Source organism: Paraburkholderia sp. RL17-380-BIE-A (assembly GCF_046028085.1).
Lineage (GTDB): Bacteria > Pseudomonadota > Gammaproteobacteria > Burkholderiales > Burkholderiaceae > Paraburkholderia.
Window position 1 is genome coordinate 1 of sequence record NZ_JARESQ010000032.1, and the last position, 22,744, is coordinate 22,744.

The 22,744-nt window shown below is 63.1% G+C and carries 21 protein-coding genes; 14 read left to right on the forward strand and 7 right to left on the reverse strand.

What is annotated here, in order from left to right:
- Positions 1-262 precede the first annotated feature (262 nt).
- The 11 genes from P0D68_RS34395 (at position 263) to P0D68_RS34445 (ending at position 11,444) form a co-directional block, all read left to right on the forward strand.
- Positions 263-754, forward strand: coding sequence for an NUDIX hydrolase (locus tag P0D68_RS34395; RefSeq protein ID WP_091796710.1), 492 nt, complete (start codon positions 263-265; stop codon positions 752-754).
- 80 nt (positions 755-834) lie between these two features.
- Positions 835-1,980 (forward strand): tRNA 2-thiouridine(34) synthase MnmA, encoded by a 1,146-nt coding sequence (mnmA, locus tag P0D68_RS34400; RefSeq protein WP_091796711.1) that lies wholly within the window; start codon positions 835-837, stop codon positions 1,978-1,980.
- A 213-nt stretch (positions 1,981-2,193) separates the two neighbouring features.
- On the forward strand, positions 2,194-3,804 hold the full coding sequence (locus P0D68_RS34405; protein WP_408302551.1) for an FMN-binding glutamate synthase family protein: 1,611 nt from the start codon (positions 2,194-2,196) through the stop codon (positions 3,802-3,804).
- 377 nt (positions 3,805-4,181) lie between these two features.
- Positions 4,182-4,757 (forward strand): PAAR domain-containing protein, encoded by a 576-nt coding sequence (locus P0D68_RS34410; protein WP_408302549.1) that lies wholly within the window; start codon positions 4,182-4,184, stop codon positions 4,755-4,757.
- A gap of 2 nt (positions 4,758-4,759) precedes the next feature.
- On the forward strand, positions 4,760-5,482 hold the full coding sequence (locus P0D68_RS34415) for a peptidoglycan recognition protein family protein (RefSeq protein ID WP_408302547.1): 723 nt from the start codon (positions 4,760-4,762) through the stop codon (positions 5,480-5,482).
- Positions 5,479-5,796 (forward strand): hypothetical protein, encoded by a 318-nt coding sequence (locus P0D68_RS34420; RefSeq protein WP_408302545.1) that lies wholly within the window; start codon positions 5,479-5,481, stop codon positions 5,794-5,796. The genes P0D68_RS34415 and P0D68_RS34420 overlap by 4 nt, the downstream gene beginning before the upstream one ends.
- Positions 5,797-6,005: 209 nt before the next feature.
- The gene (glyQ, locus tag P0D68_RS34425; protein WP_408186525.1) at positions 6,006-7,013 is read left to right on the forward strand and encodes a glycine--tRNA ligase subunit alpha; all 1,008 of its coding nucleotides are present in this window, start codon (positions 6,006-6,008) and stop codon (positions 7,011-7,013) included.
- A gap of 20 nt (positions 7,014-7,033) precedes the next feature.
- Positions 7,034-9,133 carry a glycine--tRNA ligase subunit beta gene (glyS, locus tag P0D68_RS34430; RefSeq protein WP_408302543.1) on the forward strand — a complete coding sequence of 700 codons (2,100 nt, stop codon included), beginning with the start codon at positions 7,034-7,036 and terminating at the stop codon, positions 9,131-9,133.
- A 10-nt stretch (positions 9,134-9,143) separates the two neighbouring features.
- Positions 9,144-9,698 carry a D-glycero-beta-D-manno-heptose 1,7-bisphosphate 7-phosphatase gene (gmhB, locus tag P0D68_RS34435; RefSeq protein WP_091796714.1) on the forward strand — a complete coding sequence of 185 codons (555 nt, stop codon included), beginning with the start codon at positions 9,144-9,146 and terminating at the stop codon, positions 9,696-9,698.
- Positions 9,699-9,738: 40 nt separating this feature from the next.
- Positions 9,739-10,497: a lysophospholipid acyltransferase family protein gene (locus P0D68_RS34440; protein WP_091796715.1), complete on the forward strand. Its 759-nt coding sequence runs from the start codon at positions 9,739-9,741 to the stop codon at positions 10,495-10,497.
- Positions 10,498-10,541: 44 nt separating this feature from the next.
- Positions 10,542-11,444, forward strand: coding sequence for a M48 family metallopeptidase (locus P0D68_RS34445; protein ID WP_091796716.1), 903 nt, complete (start codon positions 10,542-10,544; stop codon positions 11,442-11,444).
- Between the two features lie 70 nt (positions 11,445-11,514).
- Here P0D68_RS34445 and P0D68_RS34450 read toward each other — a convergent pair whose 3' ends face one another.
- The 3 genes from P0D68_RS34450 to P0D68_RS34460 all read right to left on the reverse strand — a co-directional run bounded on the left by P0D68_RS34450 (position 11,515) and on the right by P0D68_RS34460 (position 13,538).
- Entirely contained in the window at positions 11,515-11,913 is a 399-nt protein-coding gene (locus P0D68_RS34450) for a hypothetical protein (protein WP_091796717.1), read from the reverse strand.
- 29 nt (positions 11,914-11,942) lie between these two features.
- On the reverse strand, positions 11,943-12,329 hold the full coding sequence (gene gloA / locus P0D68_RS34455) for a lactoylglutathione lyase (protein ID WP_095417469.1): 387 nt from the start codon (positions 12,327-12,329) through the stop codon (positions 11,943-11,945).
- A gap of 87 nt (positions 12,330-12,416) precedes the next feature.
- On the reverse strand, positions 12,417-13,538 hold the full coding sequence (locus P0D68_RS34460; RefSeq protein ID WP_091796719.1) for a porin: 1,122 nt from the start codon (positions 13,536-13,538) through the stop codon (positions 12,417-12,419).
- Between the two features lie 349 nt (positions 13,539-13,887).
- Here P0D68_RS34460 and P0D68_RS34465 point away from each other — a divergent pair, with 349 nt between their 5' ends.
- On the forward strand, positions 13,888-14,823 hold the full coding sequence (locus P0D68_RS34465) for a DMT family transporter (protein WP_408302539.1): 936 nt from the start codon (positions 13,888-13,890) through the stop codon (positions 14,821-14,823).
- A 44-nt stretch (positions 14,824-14,867) separates the two neighbouring features.
- On the opposite strand, the gene rsmA is transcribed toward P0D68_RS34465, so the two are convergent.
- From rsmA to P0D68_RS34485, 4 genes are all read right to left on the reverse strand, one after another.
- Entirely contained in the window at positions 14,868-15,698 is an 831-nt protein-coding gene (gene rsmA / locus P0D68_RS34470) for a 16S rRNA (adenine(1518)-N(6)/adenine(1519)-N(6))-dimethyltransferase RsmA (protein ID WP_408302537.1), read from the reverse strand.
- A 158-nt stretch (positions 15,699-15,856) separates the two neighbouring features.
- Complete coding sequence (gene pdxA, locus P0D68_RS34475; protein ID WP_408186504.1) at positions 15,857-16,867, reverse strand: 4-hydroxythreonine-4-phosphate dehydrogenase PdxA; 1,011 nt, start codon at positions 16,865-16,867, stop codon at positions 15,857-15,859.
- A 5-nt stretch (positions 16,868-16,872) separates the two neighbouring features.
- Entirely contained in the window at positions 16,873-18,234 is a 1,362-nt protein-coding gene (locus P0D68_RS34480) for a peptidylprolyl isomerase (RefSeq protein WP_408302535.1), read from the reverse strand.
- Between the two features lie 67 nt (positions 18,235-18,301).
- Complete coding sequence (locus P0D68_RS34485) at positions 18,302-20,671, reverse strand: LPS-assembly protein LptD (RefSeq protein ID WP_091796724.1); 2,370 nt, start codon at positions 20,669-20,671, stop codon at positions 18,302-18,304.
- A 222-nt stretch (positions 20,672-20,893) separates the two neighbouring features.
- Here P0D68_RS34485 and P0D68_RS34490 point away from each other — a divergent pair, with 222 nt between their 5' ends.
- Both P0D68_RS34490 and murU read left to right on the forward strand, forming a co-directional pair.
- Positions 20,894-21,985 (forward strand): aminoglycoside phosphotransferase family protein, encoded by a 1,092-nt coding sequence (locus tag P0D68_RS34490; protein ID WP_408302533.1) that lies wholly within the window; start codon positions 20,894-20,896, stop codon positions 21,983-21,985.
- 3 nt (positions 21,986-21,988) lie between these two features.
- A complete protein-coding gene (murU, locus tag P0D68_RS34495) occupies positions 21,989-22,714 on the forward strand; it encodes an N-acetylmuramate alpha-1-phosphate uridylyltransferase MurU (protein ID WP_408302531.1) in 726 nt (241 codons plus the stop codon).
- Positions 22,715-22,744: the final 30 nt, after the last annotated feature.

A 22,744-nucleotide genomic window follows, 5' to 3' on the forward strand; every position in this document is an offset into this window, starting at 1 on the left:
GGCTGGCACTCCGATGTGCATCGTTGTTCCTCCTCGACTTCCTGTTTTACGACAGATCCGCCGACGAGGCACGCCGGCTTGCAAGTGCAACGGCTAACGCCTCACTTTAACCGAAACGGACGCCGCGCCGAAATCGGGGACAATGCGGGGGGCCTTGGCGGATGCAGGCTGCGTCGTGGCGGGCCACGAATGGCCAAGACCGGGCGCCGCGCGCCGCCAGCTTCCCGGCAAGCGAAGCCCATAAACGGTAAAATGCGCACCCATGAAACCGGAAACCTGGCTGCCGCACGTCACCGTCGCGGCCATCGTCGAACGTGACGGGCGCTTCCTCGTGGTCGAGGAACATACCGCCGAGGGCCTGCGCCTGAATCAGCCCGCGGGCCATCTGGAAGCGGGCGAAACGCTGCTTGAAGCCGTGATCCGCGAAACGCTCGAGGAAACCGCCCATCCGTTCGTGCCCGTGGCACTGGTGGGCATGTATATGACCCACTTCGAGCGTCCCGGCAGCGAGGGCGCGGCAGGCGGGGTGACCTACCTGCGCTTCACCTATTGCGGCCCGGGCGGCGAACCGGACACGGAGCGCGCGCTCGACCCCGACATCGTCCGCACATTGTGGATGAGCGCCGACGAATTGCGCGCCTGTCCCGAACGGCACCGCACGCCGCTCGTCATGCAATGTCTGGACGACTACCTCGCGGGCCGGCGTTTCCCGCTCGACTTCGTGCACACGCATTCGGTCGGGCCCAAACAGTAAAAAACAGTAAATATCGCGGCAGCCGTCACGAGCGGCCTACCCACGATCCATGAAGTCACGCAGCACCCAGTGAGCACCTTATGAGCAAGCAGAAAGTCGTAGTAGGCATGTCGGGCGGCGTCGATTCGTCGGTTACCGCGTGGCTGCTGAAGGAACAGGGCTACGACGTGGTCGGCCTGTTCATGAAAAACTGGGAAGACGACGACGACAGCGAGTACTGCTCGACGCGGCAGGACTGGATCGACGTGGTCTCGGTGGCGGACCTGATCGGCATCGACGTCGAAGCGGTCAACTTCGCCTCCGAATACAAGGACCGCGTGTTCGCCGAATTCCTGCGCGAATATTCGGCCGGCCGCACGCCGAATCCGGACGTGCTGTGCAACGCCGAAATCAAGTTCAAGGCGTTCCTCGATCACGCCATGTCGCTCGGCGCGGAAACCATCGCGACCGGCCACTATGCGCGCGTGCGCGAGAACAATGGCCGCTTCGAACTGCTGAAGGCATTCGACCATACGAAAGATCAGTCCTACTTCCTGCACAGGTTGAATCAGGCGCAGTTGTCGAAAACGCTGTTTCCGCTCGGCGAAATTCCGAAAACCAAGGTGCGCGAAATCGCCGAACAGATCGCGCTGCCCAATGCGAAGAAGAAAGACTCGACCGGCATCTGCTTTATCGGCGAACGGCCGTTCCGCGACTTCCTGAACCGCTATCTGCCGACCAAGCCCGGCCCGATGAAAACCACCGAAGGCAAAGTGGTCGGCGAACACATCGGCCTCGCGTTCTACACGTTCGGCCAGCGCAAGGGCATCGGCCTCGGCGGCAGCAAGGACGGCAGCGGCGAGCCGTGGTTCGTGGCCGGCAAGGACATCCCGTCGAACACGCTGTACGTTGCGCAGGGCCACGATCATCCGTGGCTGCTGAGCCATACGCTGTCCGCGGGCAACACGAGCTGGGTGGCGGGCGAGCCGCCGGCGGACGGCTTCGCGTGCGGCGCGAAGACCCGCTACCGGCAAGCGGACGCGCCGTGCACGTTCAGTTCGGCGGGGGCCGGCGAAGGCCTCTTCGAGCTGAATTTCGACACGGCGCAATGGGCTGTCACACCGGGGCAATCCGCCGTGCTCTACGATGGCGACGTGTGCCTGGGCGGCGGCATCATCGAACATGCGGTAACCGGCCAGCCGGTCTCACGCCAGCCGCAACAAGCGGCATTGCTGACCACCCGCTGATCCATGCTTTCAATCGATGAACCATGCTGCGCGTCGCCGTACGCGCCGCGCGTTCACGTCTGAACCCGGTCGCGGCATTCATGCGTTCGCACTTCAAACGGCAGCCCGCTTCGCCACGACAAGCAGTCGCCCGTTTTCCTTCACGACGGATTCCGCCTGCGCCAACGGCGTTGGCGATCCCGCCGTGACGATCCTCACCGCAACGGAGTCCCCATGTTTTCTCGACGTTATCTCGCCATGTGGTGCGCGGCCGCGCTACTCGCGGTCTGCGCGGCGCTCGCCGCCACGCATCACATTTCGTGGTTCTGGATCATCGTGCCGCTTGCATTGGTCGCGCTCGGCCTGTTCGACCTGACGCAGCAGCGTCACGCGATCCTGCGCAACTATCCGCTGTGGGGGCACTTCCGTTTCCTGTTCGAATTCATCCGGCCGGAAATCCGTCAGTATTTCGTTGAAGGCGATACCGACGAAAAGCCGTTCTCGCGCGCTCAGCGCAGCATCGTCTACCAGCGTGCGAAGAACGACGTCGACAGCCGACCGTACGGCACCGAGCTCGACGTCAAGGCCGTCTCGCACGAATGGATCAGCCACTCGCTCGCGCCGACCGTGCTCGATCACCACGACTTTCGCGTCGTCGTCGGACCGGACCGCGCGCAGCCTTATTCGATGTCGATCTTCAACGTCTCGGCAATGAGCTTCGGCTCACTGTCGGCGAACGCGATCATGGCGCTGAACCTCGGCGCGAAGAAAGGCAACTTCGCGCACGACACCGGCGAAGGTTCGATGTCGAAGTATCACCGCGAGCATGGCGGCGACATCATCTGGGAAATCGCTTCGGGCTACTTCGGCTGCCGCAACGACGACGGCACTTTCAGCGCGGAGAAGTTCGCGAAACAGGCCGCCGAGCCGCAAGTGAAGATGATCGAGGTGAAGCTCTCGCAAGGCGCGAAGCCGGGTCACGGCGGCGTGCTGCCGGCGGCCAAGATCACGCCGGAAATCGCCGAAACGCGCGGCGTGCCGATGGGCCGCGACTGCATCTCGCCGGCCACGCACTCGGAGTTCTCCACACCGCGCGGTCTGCTCGAATTCGTCGACCGTCTGCGCACGCTGTCGGGCGGCAAGCCGACCGGGTTCAAGCTGTGCATCGGGCACCCATGGGAATTTTTCGGCATTGCGAAGGCGATGCTGGAAACGGGCATCCTGCCGGACTTCATCGTGGTGGACGGCGCGGAAGGCGGCACCGGCGCGGCGCCGCTGGAATTCACCGACCACGTCGGCGTGCCGTTACAAGAGGGCCTGCTGCTGGTGCATAACACGCTGGTGGGCATCGGCTTGCGCCAGCGCATCCGCATCGGCGCGAGCGGCAAGATGATCACCGCATTCGATATCACCAAGACGCTTGCCATCGGCGCCGATTGGGTCAATGCGGCGCGCGGCTTCATGTTCGCGGTGGGCTGCATTCAGGCGCAGACCTGCCATACGGGGCGTTGCCCGACCGGCGTCGCGACGCAAGACCCGGTGCGCCAGCGCGCGCTGGTGGTGCCGGACAAGGCCGACCGTGTTTTCAATTTCCATCACAACACGCTGCACGCGCTGAAGGAAATCATTCAGGCCGCGGGGCTGAAGCATCCGGCGGAACTGCGCGCGCATCACATCGTGCGGCGCGTGTCGTCGCATGAGGTGCGCCTCATGTCGGACTTGCTGAAGTATCTCGATCCGAACGACCTGCTCAACGGCAATTACCGTTACTCGCTGTTCGAAAAGTACTGGCCGGTGGCGCAAAGCGATTCGTTCTCGCCGAAGGTGGAACTGGCGGCGACGTGATTCGGCGCGGACGCGATCGGCAAGCATGCCGATCGCGTCGATGTTTAATCCACGTACAGAGATGAGTTCCTTTTAAGAATCCACAAGAATTCGTCTTATATACAACCTTCAGAATGGACCGTACATTGACGAGGTCTATTGCTCCATTCGATGGTTATGGTTACGCCCGCTCCGCTCTGTACGTCATTGCCGCTCGGCACACGCCCGCATCTCGCCCGGACATCTCGCCGCAGTATGCTCGTGATGCGCGGGGACCTCACTAAGGCCACGCGCTCGTCGGCCACACCCAATGCTGCGGGCCGAACGCTCGCCCTCGTATCGATTGCCGATGTGGCCGGGCATCGACGCGAAAGCACTCACGATTACCGGTGAAACGCATGCGACGGTACCACCTGAAACAAGGTGATCGCTCTTCGGCTGGGGGATTTGTTCTCGAAGGGGATGAAACCTGTACCCACCATGGCACGGCATTAACCTACCTCGGCGCGAAGGTCGAATGCCACTCCTGCGGGACTGTCGGTGTTATTTCCGGAAAAGGGCCGCGCTTGCTGAACAGCATAATGGGCACGGACGCAGCACTGGAAGGCGACATTTGCCTATGCAAGTGCGAGCCATCTCCGATCATCATCGCTTCTCAGAAAGATATGTTTCAGGAGTTTGCTGTCACTGGGCCCGAGCAACGGCTTGACGTCAACAAAGAGCCCCAACTAAGCGATCTACCTACCTTTCAACCGCCACGCATGCACTCCCAACGCGTGTTCGTGTGGGATAGCATGACAGGCCAGCCGTTAGAAAATCAACGATTCATAGTTGATATTGAAGGCAAGATGCGATCGGCCAGAACCGACAAAGAAGGTTATGCGGTAATTGAGACGCCCGGGTCAGAGACATTTCGCATCCACATTGTCTTTTCGTCACCGCAGCGTGAACTCACACCCAGCCAGAGAGGGTGAGGATGGCAGACTACATAATTGAGCACTGGACCTCTGGGCGAACGACATTGGACCGCGCCACCGGCAATGCGATCTCCATCTCCGTCAACAACCGCGCGGCCACCCGGCAGGCCATCATCAATCGCATACGACAAACCGGTATAAACTTTGTCGAGCGATCCGACTGGGCTGCGCATAAGAACCGTTCATCTCGCATGCGTGACGACTGGAATTACACCAAGATCGCCATCCATCATGCGGGACGCAGTTTTACGTGTGGACCTGCTGCACTCCAGTTGCAGGATATTCAAGATCTGCAGATGGGACGCAGCACGGCGGCAAGCGACGACATCGGCTATCACTACGCACTCGATTGTTTCGGGAATATCTTCGAGGGCCGCGATATAAGGTTCAAGGGCGAAAACGTGCATAACCACAACTCGGAGGTTATCGGGATCGTACTGCTGGAAAATCTGACAGAACCAGGCGAAGGGCACGACGGCGTTGCGCGAATCACAAAGCTGCTGAACTCGATCGGCTTCAAACACAAACCGCACGTACCCGAAAAGCAGAAGCTTGCGCTCACAGCATTTATTTCCACTCTGCGAGAGTTCTTCAATATCCATACCCTTGGCGGGCATCGCGAGTTTCCTGGTCAATTGGGCGAAGGGAAGATATGCCCGGGCAACGTCGGCCTGGCGATTGTCAACGAAATACGAAAATCGACAGGCTTGAGAGTGCCATGAACGTGCTGCGAAAGAAGTGGCTTGTGGCGATCGGCTGTGCTGCCGCAGCCATCGTTGCAATTGCGTACACCGGCTACGTCGAGTCACACCTGGACCACGAAGTGCAAACGACGTTCTTTGTTAAGCAATATCCGACGTTCCAGATGGAGTTCTACGACCCCTTTGCCAACGAAGGCGACGATACGCCACTCGATCATCTATCGTCCGTCGACCGTGCCCGATTTGCCGATTACTGTAAGTATCGATTCGGCGTAGCCCACTTCAGTACACAATCGCTTGAAGCATGCAAGGCGCAAATTCCCAGCTATCTGTAGTCACTTCACGGATACCGGCAGGAATCTGAGCAGGGCCTGCGCTACAAACGCTAAATTCCCGCTGCGCGCAGCGGACCACCCCTCCGCCCACCGCCAAAACGGACACCCCCCTCCCTTTCCGTTAAAATCTCTGGTTTAGCACTTCGCTCCACGGCCAGCCCGGCGCGCTTCGGCGCTCACGGCGCGGCCCCATGCCCGAAAGGCACTTCATGCTCACGTTTCAGCAAATCATCCTGACAATGCAGTCCTACTGGGACAAGCAGGGTTGCGCATTGCTCCAGCCGATCGACATGGAAGTCGGCGCGGGCACCTCCCACGTCCACACTTTCCTGCGCGCGGTCGGTCCCGAGCCGTGGCGCGCGGCATACGTGCAACCGTCGCGCCGCCCGAAAGACGGCCGCTACGGCGAGAACCCGAACCGTCTGCAGCATTACTACCAGTACCAGGTGGTGCTCAAGCCGGCGCCGGAAAATATCCTCGACCTCTACCTCGGCTCGCTCGAAGCCCTCGGCTTCGACCTGAAGCAGAACGACGTGCGCTTTGTCGAAGACGACTGGGAAAATCCCACGCTCGGCGCCTGGGGCCTCGGCTGGGAAGTGTGGCTGAACGGCATGGAAGTGACCCAGTTCACCTACTTCCAGCAGGTCGGCGGTCTCGACTGCAAGCCGGTGCTCGGCGAAATCACATACGGCCTCGAGCGCCTCGCCATGTATTTGCAGAAGGTCGAGAACGTCTACGACCTCGTCTGGACGGAATGGGAAGAGCAAGGCCCGAACGGCCCTGAACTGCGCCGCCTCACTTATGGCGATGTCTACCATCAGAACGAAGTCGAGCAGTCCACCTACAACTTCGAATACGCGAACGTCGAGTTGCTGTTCTCGATCTTCAACAGCTACGAAGCCGAAGCCAAGCGCATGATCGAAGCGCAGATCGCGCTGCCGGCGTATGAACTCGTGCTGAAGGCCGGCCACACGTTCAACCTGCTCGACGCACGCGGCGCCATTTCGGTCACGGAACGCGCGGCGTATATCGGCCGCATTCGCGCACTGTCGAAGCTGGTCGCCCAGGCTTATTACGACTCGCGCGAAAAGCTCGGCTTCCCGATGCTCGGCAATCCCGTGCACGGCGTGCCGGGCCTCACGACTGACGAACAGGACGCCGCGATGCCCGCATGGGCGCCGCCGCTGAAAGTCGAACGCAAGATCGACCAAGACTGACGAGACGAGAACACCAGGAAATGACTCAACCCCATCAAGCTACCCTGCTCGTCGAGCTGCTGACCGAAGAACTGCCGCCCAAAGCGCTCGCGCGTCTCGGCGACGCCTTCGCCGAAGGCATTGCGCAGCGCCTCGCGGCGCGCGACCTGGTCGAAGGCGAACTGTCGTTCGAACGTTATGCCACGCCGCGCCGCCTCGCAGTCACGATCAAAAACGTGCGCGCGGTCGCGCCGGAAAAACACGTGCGCGAAAAAGTGCTGCCGGTTTCTGTCGCGCTGGATAAAGACGGCCAGCCCACCGCGCCGCTCGCCAAGAAACTGGCCGCGCTCGGCTTCCCCGATTTCTCGGTGAACGACCTGGAGCGCGCGCAGGACGGCAAGGCCGAAGCCTTCTTCCTGCGTTACGCCGCGCCCGGCGCCACGCTCGCCGAAGGCCTGCAAGGCGCGCTCGACGAAACGCTCGCCAAGCTGCCCATTCCGAAGGTCATGACCTATCAGCGCCCGGACGGCACCAATGTGCAGTTCGTGCGTCCGGCGCATCGCCTGACCGCGCTGCATGGCGAACAGGTCGTGCCGGTGAGCGCGCTCGGCATCGACGCCGACGACACCACGCTCGGCCATCGCTTCCTCTCCGAAGGCTTCGTGCAGATCCAGCACGCGGATTCGTACGCCGAGACGCTGTTGCACAAAGGCCGCGTGGTCGCGAATTTCGCCGACCGCAAGGCCGCCATCCGCACGCATCTGCTCGCGCAAGCCAACGGCGACCAGGTGGTGATGCCGGAATCGCTGCTGGACGAAGTGACCTCGCTGGTTGAATGGCCGGTGGTCTACGCGTGCCGTTTCGAGGACGAATTCCTGCAAGTGCCGCAGGAATGCCTGATCCTCACCATGCAGACCAACCAGAAATACTTCGCGCTGACCGATGCGAACGGCAAGCTGCGTTCGCGCTTCCTGATCGTATCGAATATCGAAACGGCCACGCCGGGCGATATCGTCGAAGGCAATGAGCGCGTGGTGCGTCCGCGTCTGGCCGACGCGAAGTTCTTCTTCGAGCAGGACAAGAAGAAGACCCTCGCCGATCGCGTGCCGCTGCTCGCGAACGTGGTGTATCACAACAAGCTGGGCTCGGCGCTGCAACGCGTGGAGCGCGTCGAAGCGCTGGCCGGTGCGATTGCCGAACTGATCGGCGCGGACGTGGCGCTCGCAAAGCGCGCCGCGCGTCTCGCGAAGGCCGACCTGATCACCGACATGGTGGGTGAATTCCCCGAGCTGCAAGGCACGATGGGCACGTACTACGCGCGCCACGACGGCGAGCCGGAAGAAGTCGCGCTCGCTTGCTCGGAACATTATCAGCCGCGTTTCTCCGGCGACGCGTTGCCCACCACCGCAACCGGCACCGTCGTCGCGCTCGCCGACAAGCTCGAAACGCTGGTCGGCATCTGGGGTATCGGCCTGCAACCCACCGGCGAAAAAGACCCGTTCGCGCTGCGCCGTCACGCGCTCGGCGTGCTGCGCATTCTCGTCGAGAAGCAACTGCCGGTCGATCTGGTCGAACTGCTGCGCACGGCTCACGCGCAATTCGCCGCGGTGCCGAACGTCGCCGATTCGACGCAAGCGATCTACGAGTTCAGCATGGACCGCCTGCGCGGTCTGCTGCGCGAGCGCGGCTATGCAGTCGGCGAGATCGACGCGGTGCTGGCGCTGAATCCCACGCGTCTGGACGACATCGTCGCGCGTCTGGATGCCGTGCGCGAATTCGCGTCGCTGGCTGAAGCGGCTTCGCTCGCGGCGGCCAACAAGCGCATCTCGAACATCCTGAAGAAGTCGGAAGGCGCGGCGACCGGCGGTGTGCAAGTCACGCTGCTCGTCGAAGCGGCGGAAAAAGCCTTGCATGCGCAACTCGAACAGGTCGCGCCGCGCGTGCAATCGCAACTGGCCGCACGCGACTACACGGGTGCGCTCACCGCGCTCGCCGCGTTGCGCGAACCGGTCGACACGTTCTTCAACGACGTGATGGTCAACGCCGAAGATCCGGCGTTGCGCGCCAACCGTCTGACCCTGCTCGGCGCACTGCATCAGCAGATGAACTGCGTCGCCGACATTTCCCGACTCGCCGCCTGAGCACCGCGCCATGCCGACCAAAAAAGTGGTGATCCTCGACCGCGACGGCGTGATCAACGTCGACTCCGACGCGTTCATCAAGTCGCCGGACGAATGGGTTGCCCTGCCCGGTTCGCTGGAAGCCATCGCGCGTCTGAATCAGGCGGGCTATCGCGTGGCGATCGCGACCAACCAGTCGGGCATCGGCCGCGGCCTGTTCGACATGAACGCGCTCAATGCGATGCATCTGAAGATGCACCGCATGGCGGCCGCGGTCGGCGGGCGCATCGACGCGGTGTTCTTCTGCCCGCACACGGCGGAAGACCACTGCGAGTGCCGCAAGCCGAAGCCCGGGATGCTGAAGATGATCGCCGAACGTTTCGAAGTCGATCCGGAACATACGCCGGTGGTCGGCGACTCCAAACGCGATCTGCAAGCGGGCGCTTCGCTCGGCCATCCGACTCATCTGGTGCTGACCGGCAAGGGTCGCAAAACGCTCGCGGCCGGCAACTTGCCCGAAGGCACGATCGTGCACGACGATCTGCGTGCCTTCGCGCTCGACTTCCTCGCCGACGCTCAAGAGTGACGCGCGCCACGCGCGTCCCCATCCCTCACTGACCACGCCGATGCGCTTCATCCGTTCTTTGCTCCTGCTGATCTACTTCGTTCTCTTCACGGTGCCGTACGCGACGGCATGCTTCATCGCGTTTCCGTTCATGCGCGCCGACAAGCGCTACTGGATGGCGGCCGGCTGGTGCCGCGCGACGCTGCATACGGTGCGTTGGCTCAACGGCATCCGCTACCGGATCGAGGGCATGGAGAACCTGCCCAACGGTCCCGCCGTGCTGCTGTCCAAGCATCAGTCGGCATGGGAAACGCTGGCGTTTCCGGCGCTCATGCCCCGGCCGCTGTGCTATGTGTTCAAGCGCGAACTGCTGTATGTGCCGTTCTTCGGCTGGGCGCTCGGCATGCTGAAGATGGTTCACATCGATCGCAAGGAAGGCAAGTACGCGTTCGAATCGGTCATCAAACAGGGCAAGGCACGCATGGCGGAAGGCGCTTGGGTCATCATGTTTCCGGAAGGCACGCGCACGCCGACCGGCAAGCAAGGCAAGTACAAAACCGGTGGCGCGCGCTTCGCGACGGCAACCGGCGCGCCGGTCGTACCGATCGCGCACAACGCAGGACGCGTGTGGCCGCGCAACTCGTTTCTCAAATATGCGGGTATAGTCACAGTGTCGATCGGCAAGCCGATCGACACGACGGGGCTCACGCCCGATGAAGTGAACACGCGCGTCGAACGGTGGATCGAAGCTGAAATGCGTCGCATCGATCCTACCGCGTACCGCGCGGCGGAAAGCAGTTCCGCCGCCGCACCAATCTGACGCGCCCACGCCCTAGAAGGCGTATTAGCGCGAAGCCGAATCCGATGCAGAAGTCTCCTACGCCGCAGCACGCTGCGGCGCTCGATAACCGGCAGCTCGATCTCCCGCTCTTTGCCGAGCCGGGGTCGACGTCGTCGTCCCCTTCACCTTCCGCACCGTCGCCTGGCTCTTTGCAGGGCTCGCCGGGGAGCCAGCAACCGGCCGTGTTGTTCGCGCCGGATGGCAGCAAGCTGCGCAGCCTCGCGATCGGCTCACGCACGCTGCATTACGTGCTCAAGCGTTCGGCGCGACGCTCGATCGGCTTTGCGATCGACAGCACGGGTCTCACGATCACGGCACCGCGTTGGGTTACGCTCGCCGATATCGAAACCGCGATCACCGAAAAACAGCGCTGGATTTTCACGAAGCTGATCGAATGGCAAACGCGTGTCGAGCAACGCGCGTTGCCGAAGGTCGACTGGAAAGATGGCGCCGAGGTGCCTTATCTGGGACAGCCCGTGCGCGTGAAGCTCGGCTCGCCGCAAGGCACGCTCGCGTTCAGCGCGAACGACGCGGCGCTGCAAGTGCCGCTGCCGTTGCAAGCGGACCCGCAGCAGATCAAGGACCGCGTGCAAGGGTGGCTGCAAGGCGAAGCGAAGCGCCTGTTCGGCGAGCGCCTTGCGATCTACGCGGAGAAGCTGGGCGTGAACTATCGCGCGTATGCGCTTTCTTCAGCGGCCACGCGTTGGGGCAGTTGTTCGAGTGACGGCAAGATTCGCCTGAACTGGCGGCTCATTCACTTTCCGCTTTCCATCATCGATTACGTCGTCGCTCACGAACTCGCGCATCTGCGTGAAATGAATCACAGCCCGCGTTTCTGGCAAACAGTCGAATCGATTTTTCCGGAATTCCGCGAGGCGCGGCAGACGTTGAAGTCGCATCCGCCGGAATTGCTGCCGACGCTTTAGCCCTTTCCTTGCGCATTGAAACCGGCGCTTCAGTTTCAGACTGAAGCACCGGCTTGTCACATTCTTCCGCTCACTCCGAGCAGAAAGTTTCCTGCAAATGACGCCACGTCACCTTGCCGTGCGCGTCGAGATCCATCACCGCCGTGGAGCGCCGCACGTTCGCGTTGCCGGTGTTGTCGCGCTGATACTCGCGATATTTCACCACCGCCCCTGACGGGTATTCGGCGACGATCTCCTTGTCGCGAATGGTGATGTGCGCGCCTGGGCGCGCGCCGCGCAGCTTCGAAAATGTCTCGCGCAAACCGGCGTGATCGAGTGCGGCACCCGAAGTCATGACCAGCGTGAACTGCGGAGCGAAGCGCGCCATGATTCTTTGCAGCGCGCCTTCATCCGCGGAACCGTCGAACAAGGCCTCGATTTCGACGTGGATCTCGTCGAGTTCGTTGAAGTAGGGATTGCTGTTATTCATCGTCTAACCTCGCCCCACGGCCTGCTCTATTATTTCTTCTTCTGGATGAACTCGATCTTGTAGCCGTCCGGGTCGGTAACGAAAGCGATCACGGTCGTGCCGTGTTTCATCGGGCCCGCCTCGCGCACGACCGTGCCGCCTTGCGCCTTGATCTTGTCACATGCGGCGTAGGCATCGTCCACTTCGACGGCGAGGTGACCGAAACCGGTACCGAGATCGTAAGAGGGTGTGTCCCAGTTGTGCGTGAGTTCGAGCACGGTGCCGTCGCGCTCGTCTTCGTAACCGACGAATGCCAGCGTGAATTTGCCGTCCGGATAATCTTCGCGGCGCAGCAGTTTCATGCCGAGCAGTTCGGTGTAGAAGGCAATGGAACGATCCAGGTCGCCGACCCGGAGCATGGTGTGAAGCAGGCGCATGGTGCACTCCCTGTTGCATGATAGCGAGACCGTCAATGTACCCGGAATCAGGCACCGCTGCAGAGCGCGCCGCTCGTGAACCGATGCTCAGAACTGATGCCGCACGCCTGCCATCAAGCCGATCTGCGTGCCCTTCTGCGCGAGCCCGACGCCGTTGACGCCTTGCAGTTGCGCTCCGATCAGACCGCCCCGATAGATCGCATAGTCGCCTTCCAGATAGATGTCGGTGCGTCTGGAGAGGTTGTAGTCGGCGACCAGTTGGTACTGCCAGGCTGAGCCGTCCTGCGCGGCGGTCTTGCCGTCCTGCAGCGTGCGCCAGACATTCGCGGCGAAGTGCCACTTGTTGCTGACCTGCTGCGTGATGCCGCCCAGGATCATGCGGCGCCGCGCAAAGTCCGTGTACTTGAGCGCTGCCAGCACCGGTGCGGTGAACGGCCCGTTGGCGAAATTCGAAAAGCCCGCATCGTTCTGGTTGACGATGTAGCCGGCGGAAAAGCGCGTGAGATTCCAGGTGTACGCGCCGCCGAATGTCCATGTCTTCGCGGCCGCGCCGTTGACGGAGTCCTTCGACTCTTCGTACGCGCCGCCCACGCTGAACGGCCCGCCTTCCGGCTTATAAGCCGCGGCCGCGCCGATCTGGCTGCCGTAGGAATTGCCCGCGTTGCCGCCGAATGCGTAACCGGCCGCGAACGTAAAGCCGTTATATCTCGCCTGATATTGCACCTGGTTGCTGGTCCAGATGCCGCCCGTCATTGTCACTTCAGGTTGAAAGCTGAAGTCGTACGGGATCCAGGAGTTGCTGCCGTAGCCGGCCACCGTGACGCCTTCGATCACCACGTTGTATTGACGGCCGAGGATGATCTGGCCGTAGGAGTCCGAACGCACGCCGACCTGCGCTTCGTTGAAGAACGGCAGCGTGGGATCGCTTTGCCCGCTGTTGATATAGATGCGGTTTTCGAGCTTGAAGAAAGTAGACCAGCCGCCGCCCAGATCTTCGACGCCTTTCAGGCCCCAACGGCTTTGCGTCATGCCACCGTTGCCGAGTCCGATCGACGAATCGCCGGCCGCGTTGACGTGAGTCAGATAGCGCACGCTCTCATCGACCACGCCGTACAGCGTCACGCTGGATTGCGCGTGCGCCATCTGGCATGCCAACGACGCCAACGCCGCGGGCACTGCGCCCGCTGCCCACCTGCCTACGTTCTTCATCGCTTTTCCTCGTACAGGTTCCGCGCTGCGCGGAGAGGGTCAGTCTGCTTCGGCGGAGCAACGAATCAGTCCGTTGCGCTGGCCGCCTGTTCTTCGCATTCTTCGTACTGAGAAGCCTTGCACCGCACCGCATGCAGCCGGCGCGAATGTCCTGACGAAACGGTAGTGGCTGAACCTTAGCGCGAAACGGCAATAGTGCGAAATTAGTCTGAGGTAGGTGTTGCGCGGGCGTCGTGAAATCGGCAAAAAACTTGCGGCCTGTAAGAAGCACGCGTAGGCGGTGGGGTCATCGGACGGCTGAGCGGACGGGTTTGCTATCGTACGACCTGTCCCCGCCTCCACTCAGCCCATGAGCACCTCCGCCCTGCCCGCACGTCGCGCCCCGGATAGCTTCGCCATCCTCTTGATGATCGGCCTGTGCGCGATCTGGGGGCTCCAGCAAGTTGCGATCAAAAGCACCAACATCGCGCTGCCGCCGGTCTTTCAGGCCGGCGTGCGCTCGGCGATCGCGGCCGTGCTCGTGTGGGGCTGGGCGCGCTCACGCGGCACGCCGCTCTTTCGCGACGACGGCACCCTGGGCGCCGGCGTGCTCGCGGGCGTGCTGTTCGCCAGTGAGTTCGTGTGCATTTTTCTCGGCCTGACGCTGACCAGTGCGTCGCGCATGGCGGTCTTTCTTTACACCGCGCCGTGCTTCACGGCGCTCGGCCTGCACTGGTTCGTCGACGGCGAGCGCATGCGGCGCCTTCAGTGGCTCGGTATCTTCGTCGCGTTCACGGGCATGGCGCTCGCTTTCGCGGACGGCTTCCTGCATGGCCACGCCGCGCAGGGTTCGGTGCTGAAGGGTGTCGCCGGCGACGCGCTCGGCGTGCTGGCCGGTATTGCGTGGGCCGCGACGACCGTGGTGGTGCGCGCCACACGCCTCGCTCATTCGAGCGCCAGCAAGACGCTGTTCTATCAACTGACGGTGTCGGCGGTAGTCCTGCTCGCGCTTGCCCTCGGGCTTGGCCAGGCGCGCGTGGAAACCGTCACGCCGCTGGCGGTGGTGAGCCTCGCGTATCAGGCCGTGATTGTGGCGTTCGTCAGCTATCTGGTGTGGTTCTGGTTGCTGACGCGCTATATCGCGTCGCGCCTGTCGGTTTTCTCGTTTCTCACGCCGCTGTTCGGCGTGAGCTTCGGTGTGCTGCTGCTCGGCGAGTCGTTCAGCGTGCGCTTTCTGATGGCCGCGGTGCTGGTGCTGACCGGCATCGCGCTGGTCAATGCACCGGCAAGGCGTGTGACGGCCTAGCGTTCGAGTTTACCAGGGCCGGGCTTTGGCCTCGGGCTCGGCGCTCAGGCCTTGCCCGCCACGATCTGCGCGACGCGCACATATTCGGCCACCGGCACGTCTTCGGCGCGGCGCTGCAGGTCGAAGCCGAGCGCTTCGAAATCCACCGAATCGCGATACGCAGCGAGCGTGTTGCGCAGCATCTTGCGGCGCTGCGAGAACGCGGCCGTCACCACTTCGCCGAGCACACGCTCGTCGACGGGCGGCAGTTCATGCAGTTCGTACGGGATCATGCGCACGATCGCCGAATCGACTTTTGGCGGCGGGTTGAATGCGTCGGGCGGCACGTCGAGTTGCTTGTCGATCACGTAACGGTATTGCAGCATCACCGAGAGACGGCTGAACGCCTTGGTGCCTGGCTCCGCCACCATCCGCTCGACCACTTCGTTCTGCAACATGAAGTGCTGATCGATCACGCGATGCGCGAACGAAGTCAGATGAAACAGCAGCGGGCTCGAAATGTTGTACGGCAGATTGCCGACAATGCGCAGCGACGCCTTGTCGCCCGGCGCGGCCAGCGAGCCGAAGTCGAACGCGAGCGCGTCGCCCGCATGCAGTTCGAGCAGGTCGCCGAATTTCGTCTTCAGACGGCCGATCAGATCGCGGTCCAGTTCGACCGCGTGCAAGGGCGCTTCCGGCGTCGCCAGACGCTCGATCAGCGGTTCAGTGAGCGCACCGAGGCCCGGTCCGATCTCGACCATGCGCTCGCCGCGCTGCGGCCCGATGACGTCGATGATCGAGTCGATCACGCCCATGTCGACCAGAAAATTCTGACCGAAACGCTTGCGCGCGATATGACCTTGGTGCCGGCCCTGTTGCTGTCTGCTGGTGGACATCGAAGAAACGCTAAGAAAGAAAACTGCTTAAGAAAAGGAACCTGCTGCACGACGCGATTTCTCGCCGGCGCCCGCCATGCCGCGCCCGCTGCCGGCGGCAGCGCACATGGTAAAAAACGCGCCAGGCGCGCGCAAGAAGCCCGTGCGGTGGCGCCAGATCAGCCCGCGCGACGGTGCTGCGCCATCGACACCGCTGTTTCTATCGCGGCAATCAGGCTGCCCGCGTCGGCACGCCCCGTGCCGGCCAGATCGAGCGCGGTGCCGTGATCGACCGAGGTGCGGATGATCGGCAAACCGAGCGTGATATTGATGCCTTCGCCGAACGTGGCGTACTTCAACACCGGCAGGCCCTGGTCGTGGAACATGGCCAGCACGCAGTCGGCCTGCTCAAGGTAACGCGGCTGGAACAGCGTGTCAGCCGGGTAGGGACCGCGCGCGTCGATGCCTTGCTCGTTCGCGAGCTTCAGCGCCGGTGAAATGACCTCGATTTCCTCGCGGCCAAGATAGCCGTTTTCGCCCGCGTGCGGATTCAGCCCGGTCACGAGAATGCGCGGCGCCGGCAAACCGAAGTGATGCCGCAAATCGTGATCGATGATGCGCAGCGTCTCCAGAATGCCTTCAATCGACAACGCCGCGGAGACATCCTTGAGCGGCAGATGCGTGGTGGCCAGCGCGACGCGCAACGGGCGCTTGCCGGTGCCGGCCAGCATCATCACCACGCGCGGCGTGTGCGTGCGCTCGGCCAGATACTCCGTGTGGCCGGTGAACGGCACGCCGGCGTCGTTGATGGTGCTCTTTTGCAGCGGCGCGGTAACGATCGCGTCGAACGTGCCAGCCAGCGCTCCGTCTATTGCGCTGTCGAGCAGATCGAGCACGTAGCGGCCGTTGGCCGCGTCCAGCTTGCCCGCGACAGCAGGCGCCGCAAGCGGCCGGTGTTGCAGACGCACGCGCTTGCCATCCGCCACCAGCGCGCTCCAATCGACGCCCACGGCGCGCGCGCGTTCGGCGAGCAGGTCCGCGTCGCCGAGCACGGTGAACTGTGCGTGGGGCCAGTGCGCCGCCGCGCCGGCGAGCGCCTGCGCCGTCAGCTCGGGGCCGACGCCGGCGGGCTCGCCGGTCGTGATCGCGATCTGCAACGGTGGGCGGGCGGACTGGGCGGCGGTTGTCATAACGGTTATTGCGTGCTCGACAGCGTGGGCTTCACTTCCACATACGCGGTGTCGCGCAGTGCGCGCAACCAGTCGGCGTAGGCCTGTTCCGCTTTGCGCTGACCGATGGCCTGGCGCGCCAGATCCATTTGCTGCGAAACCGAGCCTTCGGATTCGCGGCGGCCCAGCACCTGAATCAGATGGTAGCCGTATTCGCTGCGAACCGGGTCGCTGATCTGGCCGTCCTGCAGGCTGTTCATGGCGCGCTCGAATTCCGGCACCGTCTCGCCCGGGCTGATCCAGCCAAGGTCACCGCCTTGCGACGACGAACCGTCTTGCGAGTAGGTGTGCGCGAACTTGGCGAAGTCCCCGCCCGCGGCGATCTGGTTCTTGATTTCGAGCAGCTTCTGACGCGCTTGCGGCTCCGACATGCCGTCGCCGACGCGCAGCAGAATGTGGCGCACGTGCGTTTGCACGAGCTTCGGCGCATCCGAACTGGTGCCCTGCCCGGCGCGACGATCGACCAGACGCACGATTTCGAAACCGTCGTTGGTGCGGATCAGATCCGGATTGATCTGGCCGGGGCGCAATGTCGCGGCAGCCGTGACGAATTCAGGCGGCAACTTGGCCGGCGAAAGGAAACCCGTATCGCCGCCTTTCGATGCATCCGGCGCCTGCGAATTCGACTTCGCCAGCTTTTCGAAGTTGGTGCCGCCCTTGGCTTCGGCAAGCAGGGCCTGCGCCTTTTTCTGCGCCGCCTCGATATCGGTCTCCGACGCGTTCAGCGGCGCCTTGATGAAAATGTGCTGCAGATGCAGGTCGCTCGTCTGGCCGGCGTTCGGGCCGCGCTGGCTGGCGATATAGTTCGCGACCTCGGCGTCCGAGACCGTGACCTTGCTGTCCACTTCCTTCTCGCGCAGGCGCGAGAGCGTGAGCTCGGTCCGCGCGTCGCCGGTGAAGGTGCTCCAGGGCACGCCTTGCGCCTCGATCCGCGAGCGGTACACGTCGAGCGTCAGGTTGTTCGCCGCGGCAAGCCGTTCGAGCGTTCTTTGCACGGTGGCGTCGTCGATATTGATGCCGTCTTCTTTCGCCTTCTGCAACTGGATGCGCTCCAGCACCATCTGGTTGAGCACCTGCTGGCGCAGCTGATCGATCGGCGGGACCGGCGCGTTCTGCTGGTTCAGGCGGCGGGTGATCAGGCCCATGCGTTCGTCGAGTTCGCGCCGCGTGATGACACCGTTGTTGACCACTGCGGCAATGGTGTCGACCGTCTGGCCGCCACTGCCGGAGAGCGCCTGCGCCTGCACCGGCGCAACCGACAGGAAAGACGCCGCGGCGGCAAGACCGGCCGCAAGCGTTGCCAAGCGAAGCTTTTTCATGATTGCCACAGATACTCCAATGATGTCGGGCGCGCCTGGCCCGTCTTTTCGCATTTTATGAATGATCGGGTGAGCGTCATTCGTAGTTGGTGAAACGCGATTCCGGCGCCGGCGGCGGCGGCAACGGCGTATAGCCCGCCACGCTGCTGCGGAAGGCGGTCATCAGCCCGTTGTCGACGCTCGACAAGCCCTTGAACGTCAACTGCGCGAGAAACCGCGTGCTCGACTGATTCTGCCCCGAGGTGTTCAGGCCGTTCGCGTAGCGTTGAATCCCCGCGCCGAGCGTCCAGCAGTCGGCGTCGTACTGCAGGCCGACCAGACCGTCGACGATCCGATGTCCGCCGAGGTCGTAATTGAAACGGCCCACCCCGTACACCCGGTGGGCGAGCGGCCATTGCCCCGAAATCAGCACCTGATTGATTGGCGTGTTGTCCAGCGTGGTGTTCGCGCGGGTGTAGCGATACGCGACGTTGATCACCTTGCCGGTCGCCGGACTGAACCCGAAGCCGACGCTCGTTTTCACCAACTGGTTGTTGTCGGCATTATATTGGAACGCCGTTTCCGAAGCGAAACCCGCGCCGAGCTTGAAGGACGCACCCGCGATCAGGTCCGAATGCGTGGCCTGCGCGCTGGTCTGGGTCGACTGCAGCGTGACCCGCTGATCCTGGAAGTAATACTGCTGCGCGATCACGAAACGCGCCCGTTCGTCGCCCGTGGCCGCGTCGATGAAACGCGTGGTGAGGGCGGCCGTCAGACGGTTCGCGTCGGCGATCCGGTCGTTGCCGACGAAGGTGTTCGGCGTGAAGATTTCCGCGAGCCCGAAGTCGGACTCGGCCGTGTCGAACAGCGGCGCCGACTGCTGGTTGCGATACGGCGTGTACACGTAGTACAGGCGCGGTTCGAGCGTCTGGATGTAATCCTGACCGAAGAGCCGCACCGAGCGGTCGAAGATCAGTCCCGTATCGAAGGAGAGCGTCGGGATCGATTCGGTAAAGTTTTTCGGCGTGCCGGCCGCGACGTCAGCGGCGCTCAGGTGGTTCAGGTTGTACGACGCAAAGTGCCATTGCACCTTCGGCGTGACGAAGTAACCCGGCCCGACCACCGAATACGACAGGTACGGGTTGAACATCACCCGCTGACCTTCGGTCATGTCCGCGGTGGTGATGCGGAAATTCGTGTAGTCGGCTTCCGCGCCGTAGTCGAAGCCGCCGACGTTGTACTTCGCGTACTTCACGTTCAACTGCGGCTCGCGGCCGTACGGCGCCACGGACGGCGTGAGCGTCTGCCAGTGCTGTTCGCGCGCGAGCACCGACCACGGGCCGTTGTTGTAGGTCAACCCGGCTTCCTGTTGATACAGGAGCTGGGTGCCGTTCATGAACTGATTGACCGACGACGACAGGTCTTCCGGATAGGTGTTGTCCGAAACCTTGTTGTAGTAGATGTAGCCGCCGAACCCGTTGCCGAAGTTCTGGTTGTGCTGGATGTACAGCGCGTAGCGGTTGGTCTTGGTCAGGTGATCGTCAGGCAGGAATTCGCCGGTGATCGAGCCGGAATACGTGGGCGACAGATAACGGAACGTGGACTGCAACTGCACGCCGCGCTTGGAGATCAGACGCGGCGTGAGCGTCAGATCGCGATTCGGCGCGATGTTGAAGTAATACGGCACCGACAGTTCGAAGCCGTTCGACGAACTCACCGAGAACGTGGGCGGCAAAATCCCGCTGCGCCGTTCACCCGAAAGCGGGAACGACAGCCACGGCGAGGCGAACACCGGAAAGCCCTGGAAGAACAGCACGCCGTTATGGGCGACGCCTTCGTCCGCGCCGGTGTCGAAATCGAACTCGCTGCCCTTGATGTACCAGGCCGGATCGTCCGCGCATGCGCAGGCCGTGTAGGTGCCTTTCGTGAAAACCGAGCGCTCGTTGTCGAGCAGGTCGACGCGCTCCGCGCTGCCCGAGCCGCCCGTCACGTTGAAGTGGTACTTCGGCGCGGTCATGAAGCCTTCGCTCGAATCCACGCGCATATGCGCTTCCGGCCCGACGAAGGAATTACCGTTGTTGACCACGTGGACCGAGCCGTACGCGTCGGCCATGTCCGTGTCCTGGTCATAGTGCAGCGCGTCGGCCTTGATCACGACCGTATTGCGGCGCACCTCGGCCGAACCCTTGGCAGCCATGTCCTGGTCGGTCGTGCCGCTCGTCGTATCGCCGAGCACGAACGTGGCCGGCTTCTGGCCCGGCTGCAACGGACGCTCTTCGAGCTGCGGGGCGAGCTGCATGCCCCAGGGCGCGTCGATGGGTTGCGGCTGCGCAGCTTCCCCCACCAGCTGGGCGTGCGCAAGCGCGGGCATCAGGCCCGGAACGGCGATCAACGCCGCGACGAGCCGCCTTTTGCGCGGCGCTGGGGCACAAGAGGGAATCGTTTGGGAAAGCTGTCTAGGCGGCATGTATCGTTTGGCGAATCGGCTCGTCCGTCAGCTTCTGCAGTCACGGTCTACCGCCTGCACACCCCGACCGTGACAGTCGGCTGCACATCAATATTTACAATCTGTCGAACGATGAGGCGGGCGGTAAAGCGGAAGTCGCGAAAGCCGGCGTGAGCCGCGTCAAAAAAGTCGTGGGGTATTATATGGCAAGACGTTGCCCCTCTGAATTTGCCGCCGGTTTTCATGACGCTGCCCCCACTCCAAGACTCCACCGATCCCCGTCTCGAACTGCTCAAAGCCTGGCTGAAAGGCCATGCGGCGCGCTATGCGCTCGAGCTCGACACCCTCGTTCCGGCTTCGTCAGACGCCAGTTTCCGGCGTTATTTCCGGCTCGCCGGTAAGGCGGCGGAAGGCGAAAGCCGCGCCACCCTGATCGCCGTCGACGCTCCGCCGCCCGAAAAGTGCCGCGAATTTGTGCAGGTCGCGCAGTTGCTCGAGGCCGCCGGCGTGTACGTGCCGCGCGTGCTGGAGGTCGATTTCGAGGCCGGCCTCATGCTGGTCACGGATCTGGGCACCGCGTCGTACCTCGGCGCGCTGACCGAAGCGCAAAGCGCAGGCGACTCGCGCCGCGCCCGCACGCTGATGCGTGACGCGCTCGACGCGTTGATCCGCTGGCAGCTCACGTCGCGCGAAGACGTGCTGCCGCCCTTCGACGAAGCGTTCCTGCGCCGCGAGATGGAGTTGATGCCGGAATGGTTCCTCGGCCGGCATCTGGGCCGTGAGGCCGACGAAAAGACCCGCGGCGTGCTGGATCGCACCTTCGCGCTGCTGATCGCGAGCGCCCGCGCGCAGCCGCAGATGTTCATGCTGCGCGACTTCATGCCGCGCAATCTGATGATCGCAACCGAGCCGGAGCCTGGACACCCCGCGGTCAACCCCGGCGTGCTGGACTTCCAGGACGCGGTGTACGGCCCGATCACCTACGACGTCGCCTCGCTGTTGCGCGACGCGTTCCTGAGCTGGGACGAGGAGTTCGAGCTGGATTGCTTCGTGTACTACTGGGAGCGGGCGAAAAAAGCCGGCCTGCCGGTGGATGCCGATTTCGGCGAGTTCTACCGCCAGGTCGAGTGGATGGGTCTGCAACGGCACATCAAGGTGCTGGGCCTCTTCTGCCGGATCAACTACCGCGACGGCAAGCCGCATTACATGAAAGACCTGCCGCGTTTCATCGGCTATGCGCGCAAGGTGGCCGATCGTTATGCACCGCTGCGTCCGTTCGCGAAGCTGCTCGACGATCTCGAAGGCCGCGCGAATGAAGTCGGCTACACCTTCTGACCGATGACGATGTCCCTGAAGAAAGCGATGATTTTCGCCGCCGGCCGCGGCGAGCGCATGCGTCCGTTGACCGACACGCGTCCCAAGCCTTTGCTCGAAGTGGGCGGCAAGCCGCTGATCGTATGGCAGATCGAACGGCTCGCGCAGGCTGGCTTTCGCACCATCGTGATCAATCACGCGTGGCTCGGCGAGCAGATCGAGGCCACGCTCGGCGACGGCTCGCGCTGGCAGGTGGCGTTGCGCTACTCGGCCGAACGCGAGGCGCTGGAAACCGCGGGCGGCATCGTGCAGGCGTTGCCGTTGCTCGAAGATAACGGCGCGAGCGAAGTGTTCGTCGCGGTCAGCGGCGACGTGTACGCCGACTTCGACTACGCCACGCTGAATGCTCGCGCGGAAAAACTCGCGGCCTTGCCCGAGCCGGGCATGCATCTCGTGATGGTGCCGAATCCAGCGTTTCATCCGGTCGGCGACTTCGGCCTGGCCGACGGCGCGCTCTCGCTCGAGGGCGAGCCGCGCTTCACGTTCGGCAACATCGGGCTATATGACACCCGCATGTTCCGCGATCTGCCGCACGGCACGCGGCGCGCGCTCACGCCGTATTATCGCGACACCATTGCACGCGGTCTGGCGAGCGGTGAGCTGTACGAGGGTCTGTGGGAGAACGTCGGCACGCCCGCGCAGTTAGGCGAGCTGGATCAGCGTGTGCGCGCGCTGGCTGGGGCGCGCTAGGCGTTCGGCGTTCGGCGTTCGGGTCTCAAC

Bases quoted from the DNA above. Each gene is read 5' to 3' on its own strand.
- P0D68_RS34395 (WP_091796710.1), top strand. From the start codon at position 263: ATGAAACCGGAAACCTGGCTGCCGCACGTCACCGTCGCGGCCATCGTC.
- mnmA (WP_091796711.1), top strand. From the start codon at position 835: ATGAGCAAGCAGAAAGTCGTAGTAGGCATGTCGGGCGGCGTCGATTCG.
- P0D68_RS34405 (WP_408302551.1), top strand. From the start codon at position 2,194: ATGTTTTCTCGACGTTATCTCGCCATGTGGTGCGCGGCCGCGCTACTC.
- P0D68_RS34410 (WP_408302549.1), top strand. From the start codon at position 4,182: ATGCGACGGTACCACCTGAAACAAGGTGATCGCTCTTCGGCTGGGGGA.
- P0D68_RS34415 (WP_408302547.1), top strand. From the start codon at position 4,760: ATGGCAGACTACATAATTGAGCACTGGACCTCTGGGCGAACGACATTG.
- P0D68_RS34420 (WP_408302545.1), top strand. From the start codon at position 5,479: ATGAACGTGCTGCGAAAGAAGTGGCTTGTGGCGATCGGCTGTGCTGCC.
- glyQ (WP_408186525.1), top strand. From the start codon at position 6,006: ATGCTCACGTTTCAGCAAATCATCCTGACAATGCAGTCCTACTGGGAC.
- glyS (WP_408302543.1), top strand. From the start codon at position 7,034: ATGACTCAACCCCATCAAGCTACCCTGCTCGTCGAGCTGCTGACCGAA.
- gmhB (WP_091796714.1), top strand. From the start codon at position 9,144: ATGCCGACCAAAAAAGTGGTGATCCTCGACCGCGACGGCGTGATCAAC.
- P0D68_RS34440 (WP_091796715.1), top strand. From the start codon at position 9,739: ATGCGCTTCATCCGTTCTTTGCTCCTGCTGATCTACTTCGTTCTCTTC.
- P0D68_RS34445 (WP_091796716.1), top strand. From the start codon at position 10,542: ATGCAGAAGTCTCCTACGCCGCAGCACGCTGCGGCGCTCGATAACCGG.
- P0D68_RS34450 (WP_091796717.1), bottom strand. From the start codon at position 11,913: ATGAATAACAGCAATCCCTACTTCAACGAACTCGACGAGATCCACGTC.
- gloA (WP_095417469.1), bottom strand. From the start codon at position 12,329: ATGCGCCTGCTTCACACCATGCTCCGGGTCGGCGACCTGGATCGTTCC.
- P0D68_RS34460 (WP_091796719.1), bottom strand. From the start codon at position 13,538: ATGAAGAACGTAGGCAGGTGGGCAGCGGGCGCAGTGCCCGCGGCGTTG.
- P0D68_RS34465 (WP_408302539.1), top strand. From the start codon at position 13,888: ATGAGCACCTCCGCCCTGCCCGCACGTCGCGCCCCGGATAGCTTCGCC.
- rsmA (WP_408302537.1), bottom strand. From the start codon at position 15,698: ATGTCCACCAGCAGACAGCAACAGGGCCGGCACCAAGGTCATATCGCG.
- pdxA (WP_408186504.1), bottom strand. From the start codon at position 16,867: ATGACAACCGCCGCCCAGTCCGCCCGCCCACCGTTGCAGATCGCGATC.
- P0D68_RS34485 (WP_091796724.1), bottom strand. From the start codon at position 20,671: ATGCCGCCTAGACAGCTTTCCCAAACGATTCCCTCTTGTGCCCCAGCG.
- P0D68_RS34490 (WP_408302533.1), top strand. From the start codon at position 20,894: ATGACGCTGCCCCCACTCCAAGACTCCACCGATCCCCGTCTCGAACTG.
- murU (WP_408302531.1), top strand. From the start codon at position 21,989: ATGACGATGTCCCTGAAGAAAGCGATGATTTTCGCCGCCGGCCGCGGC.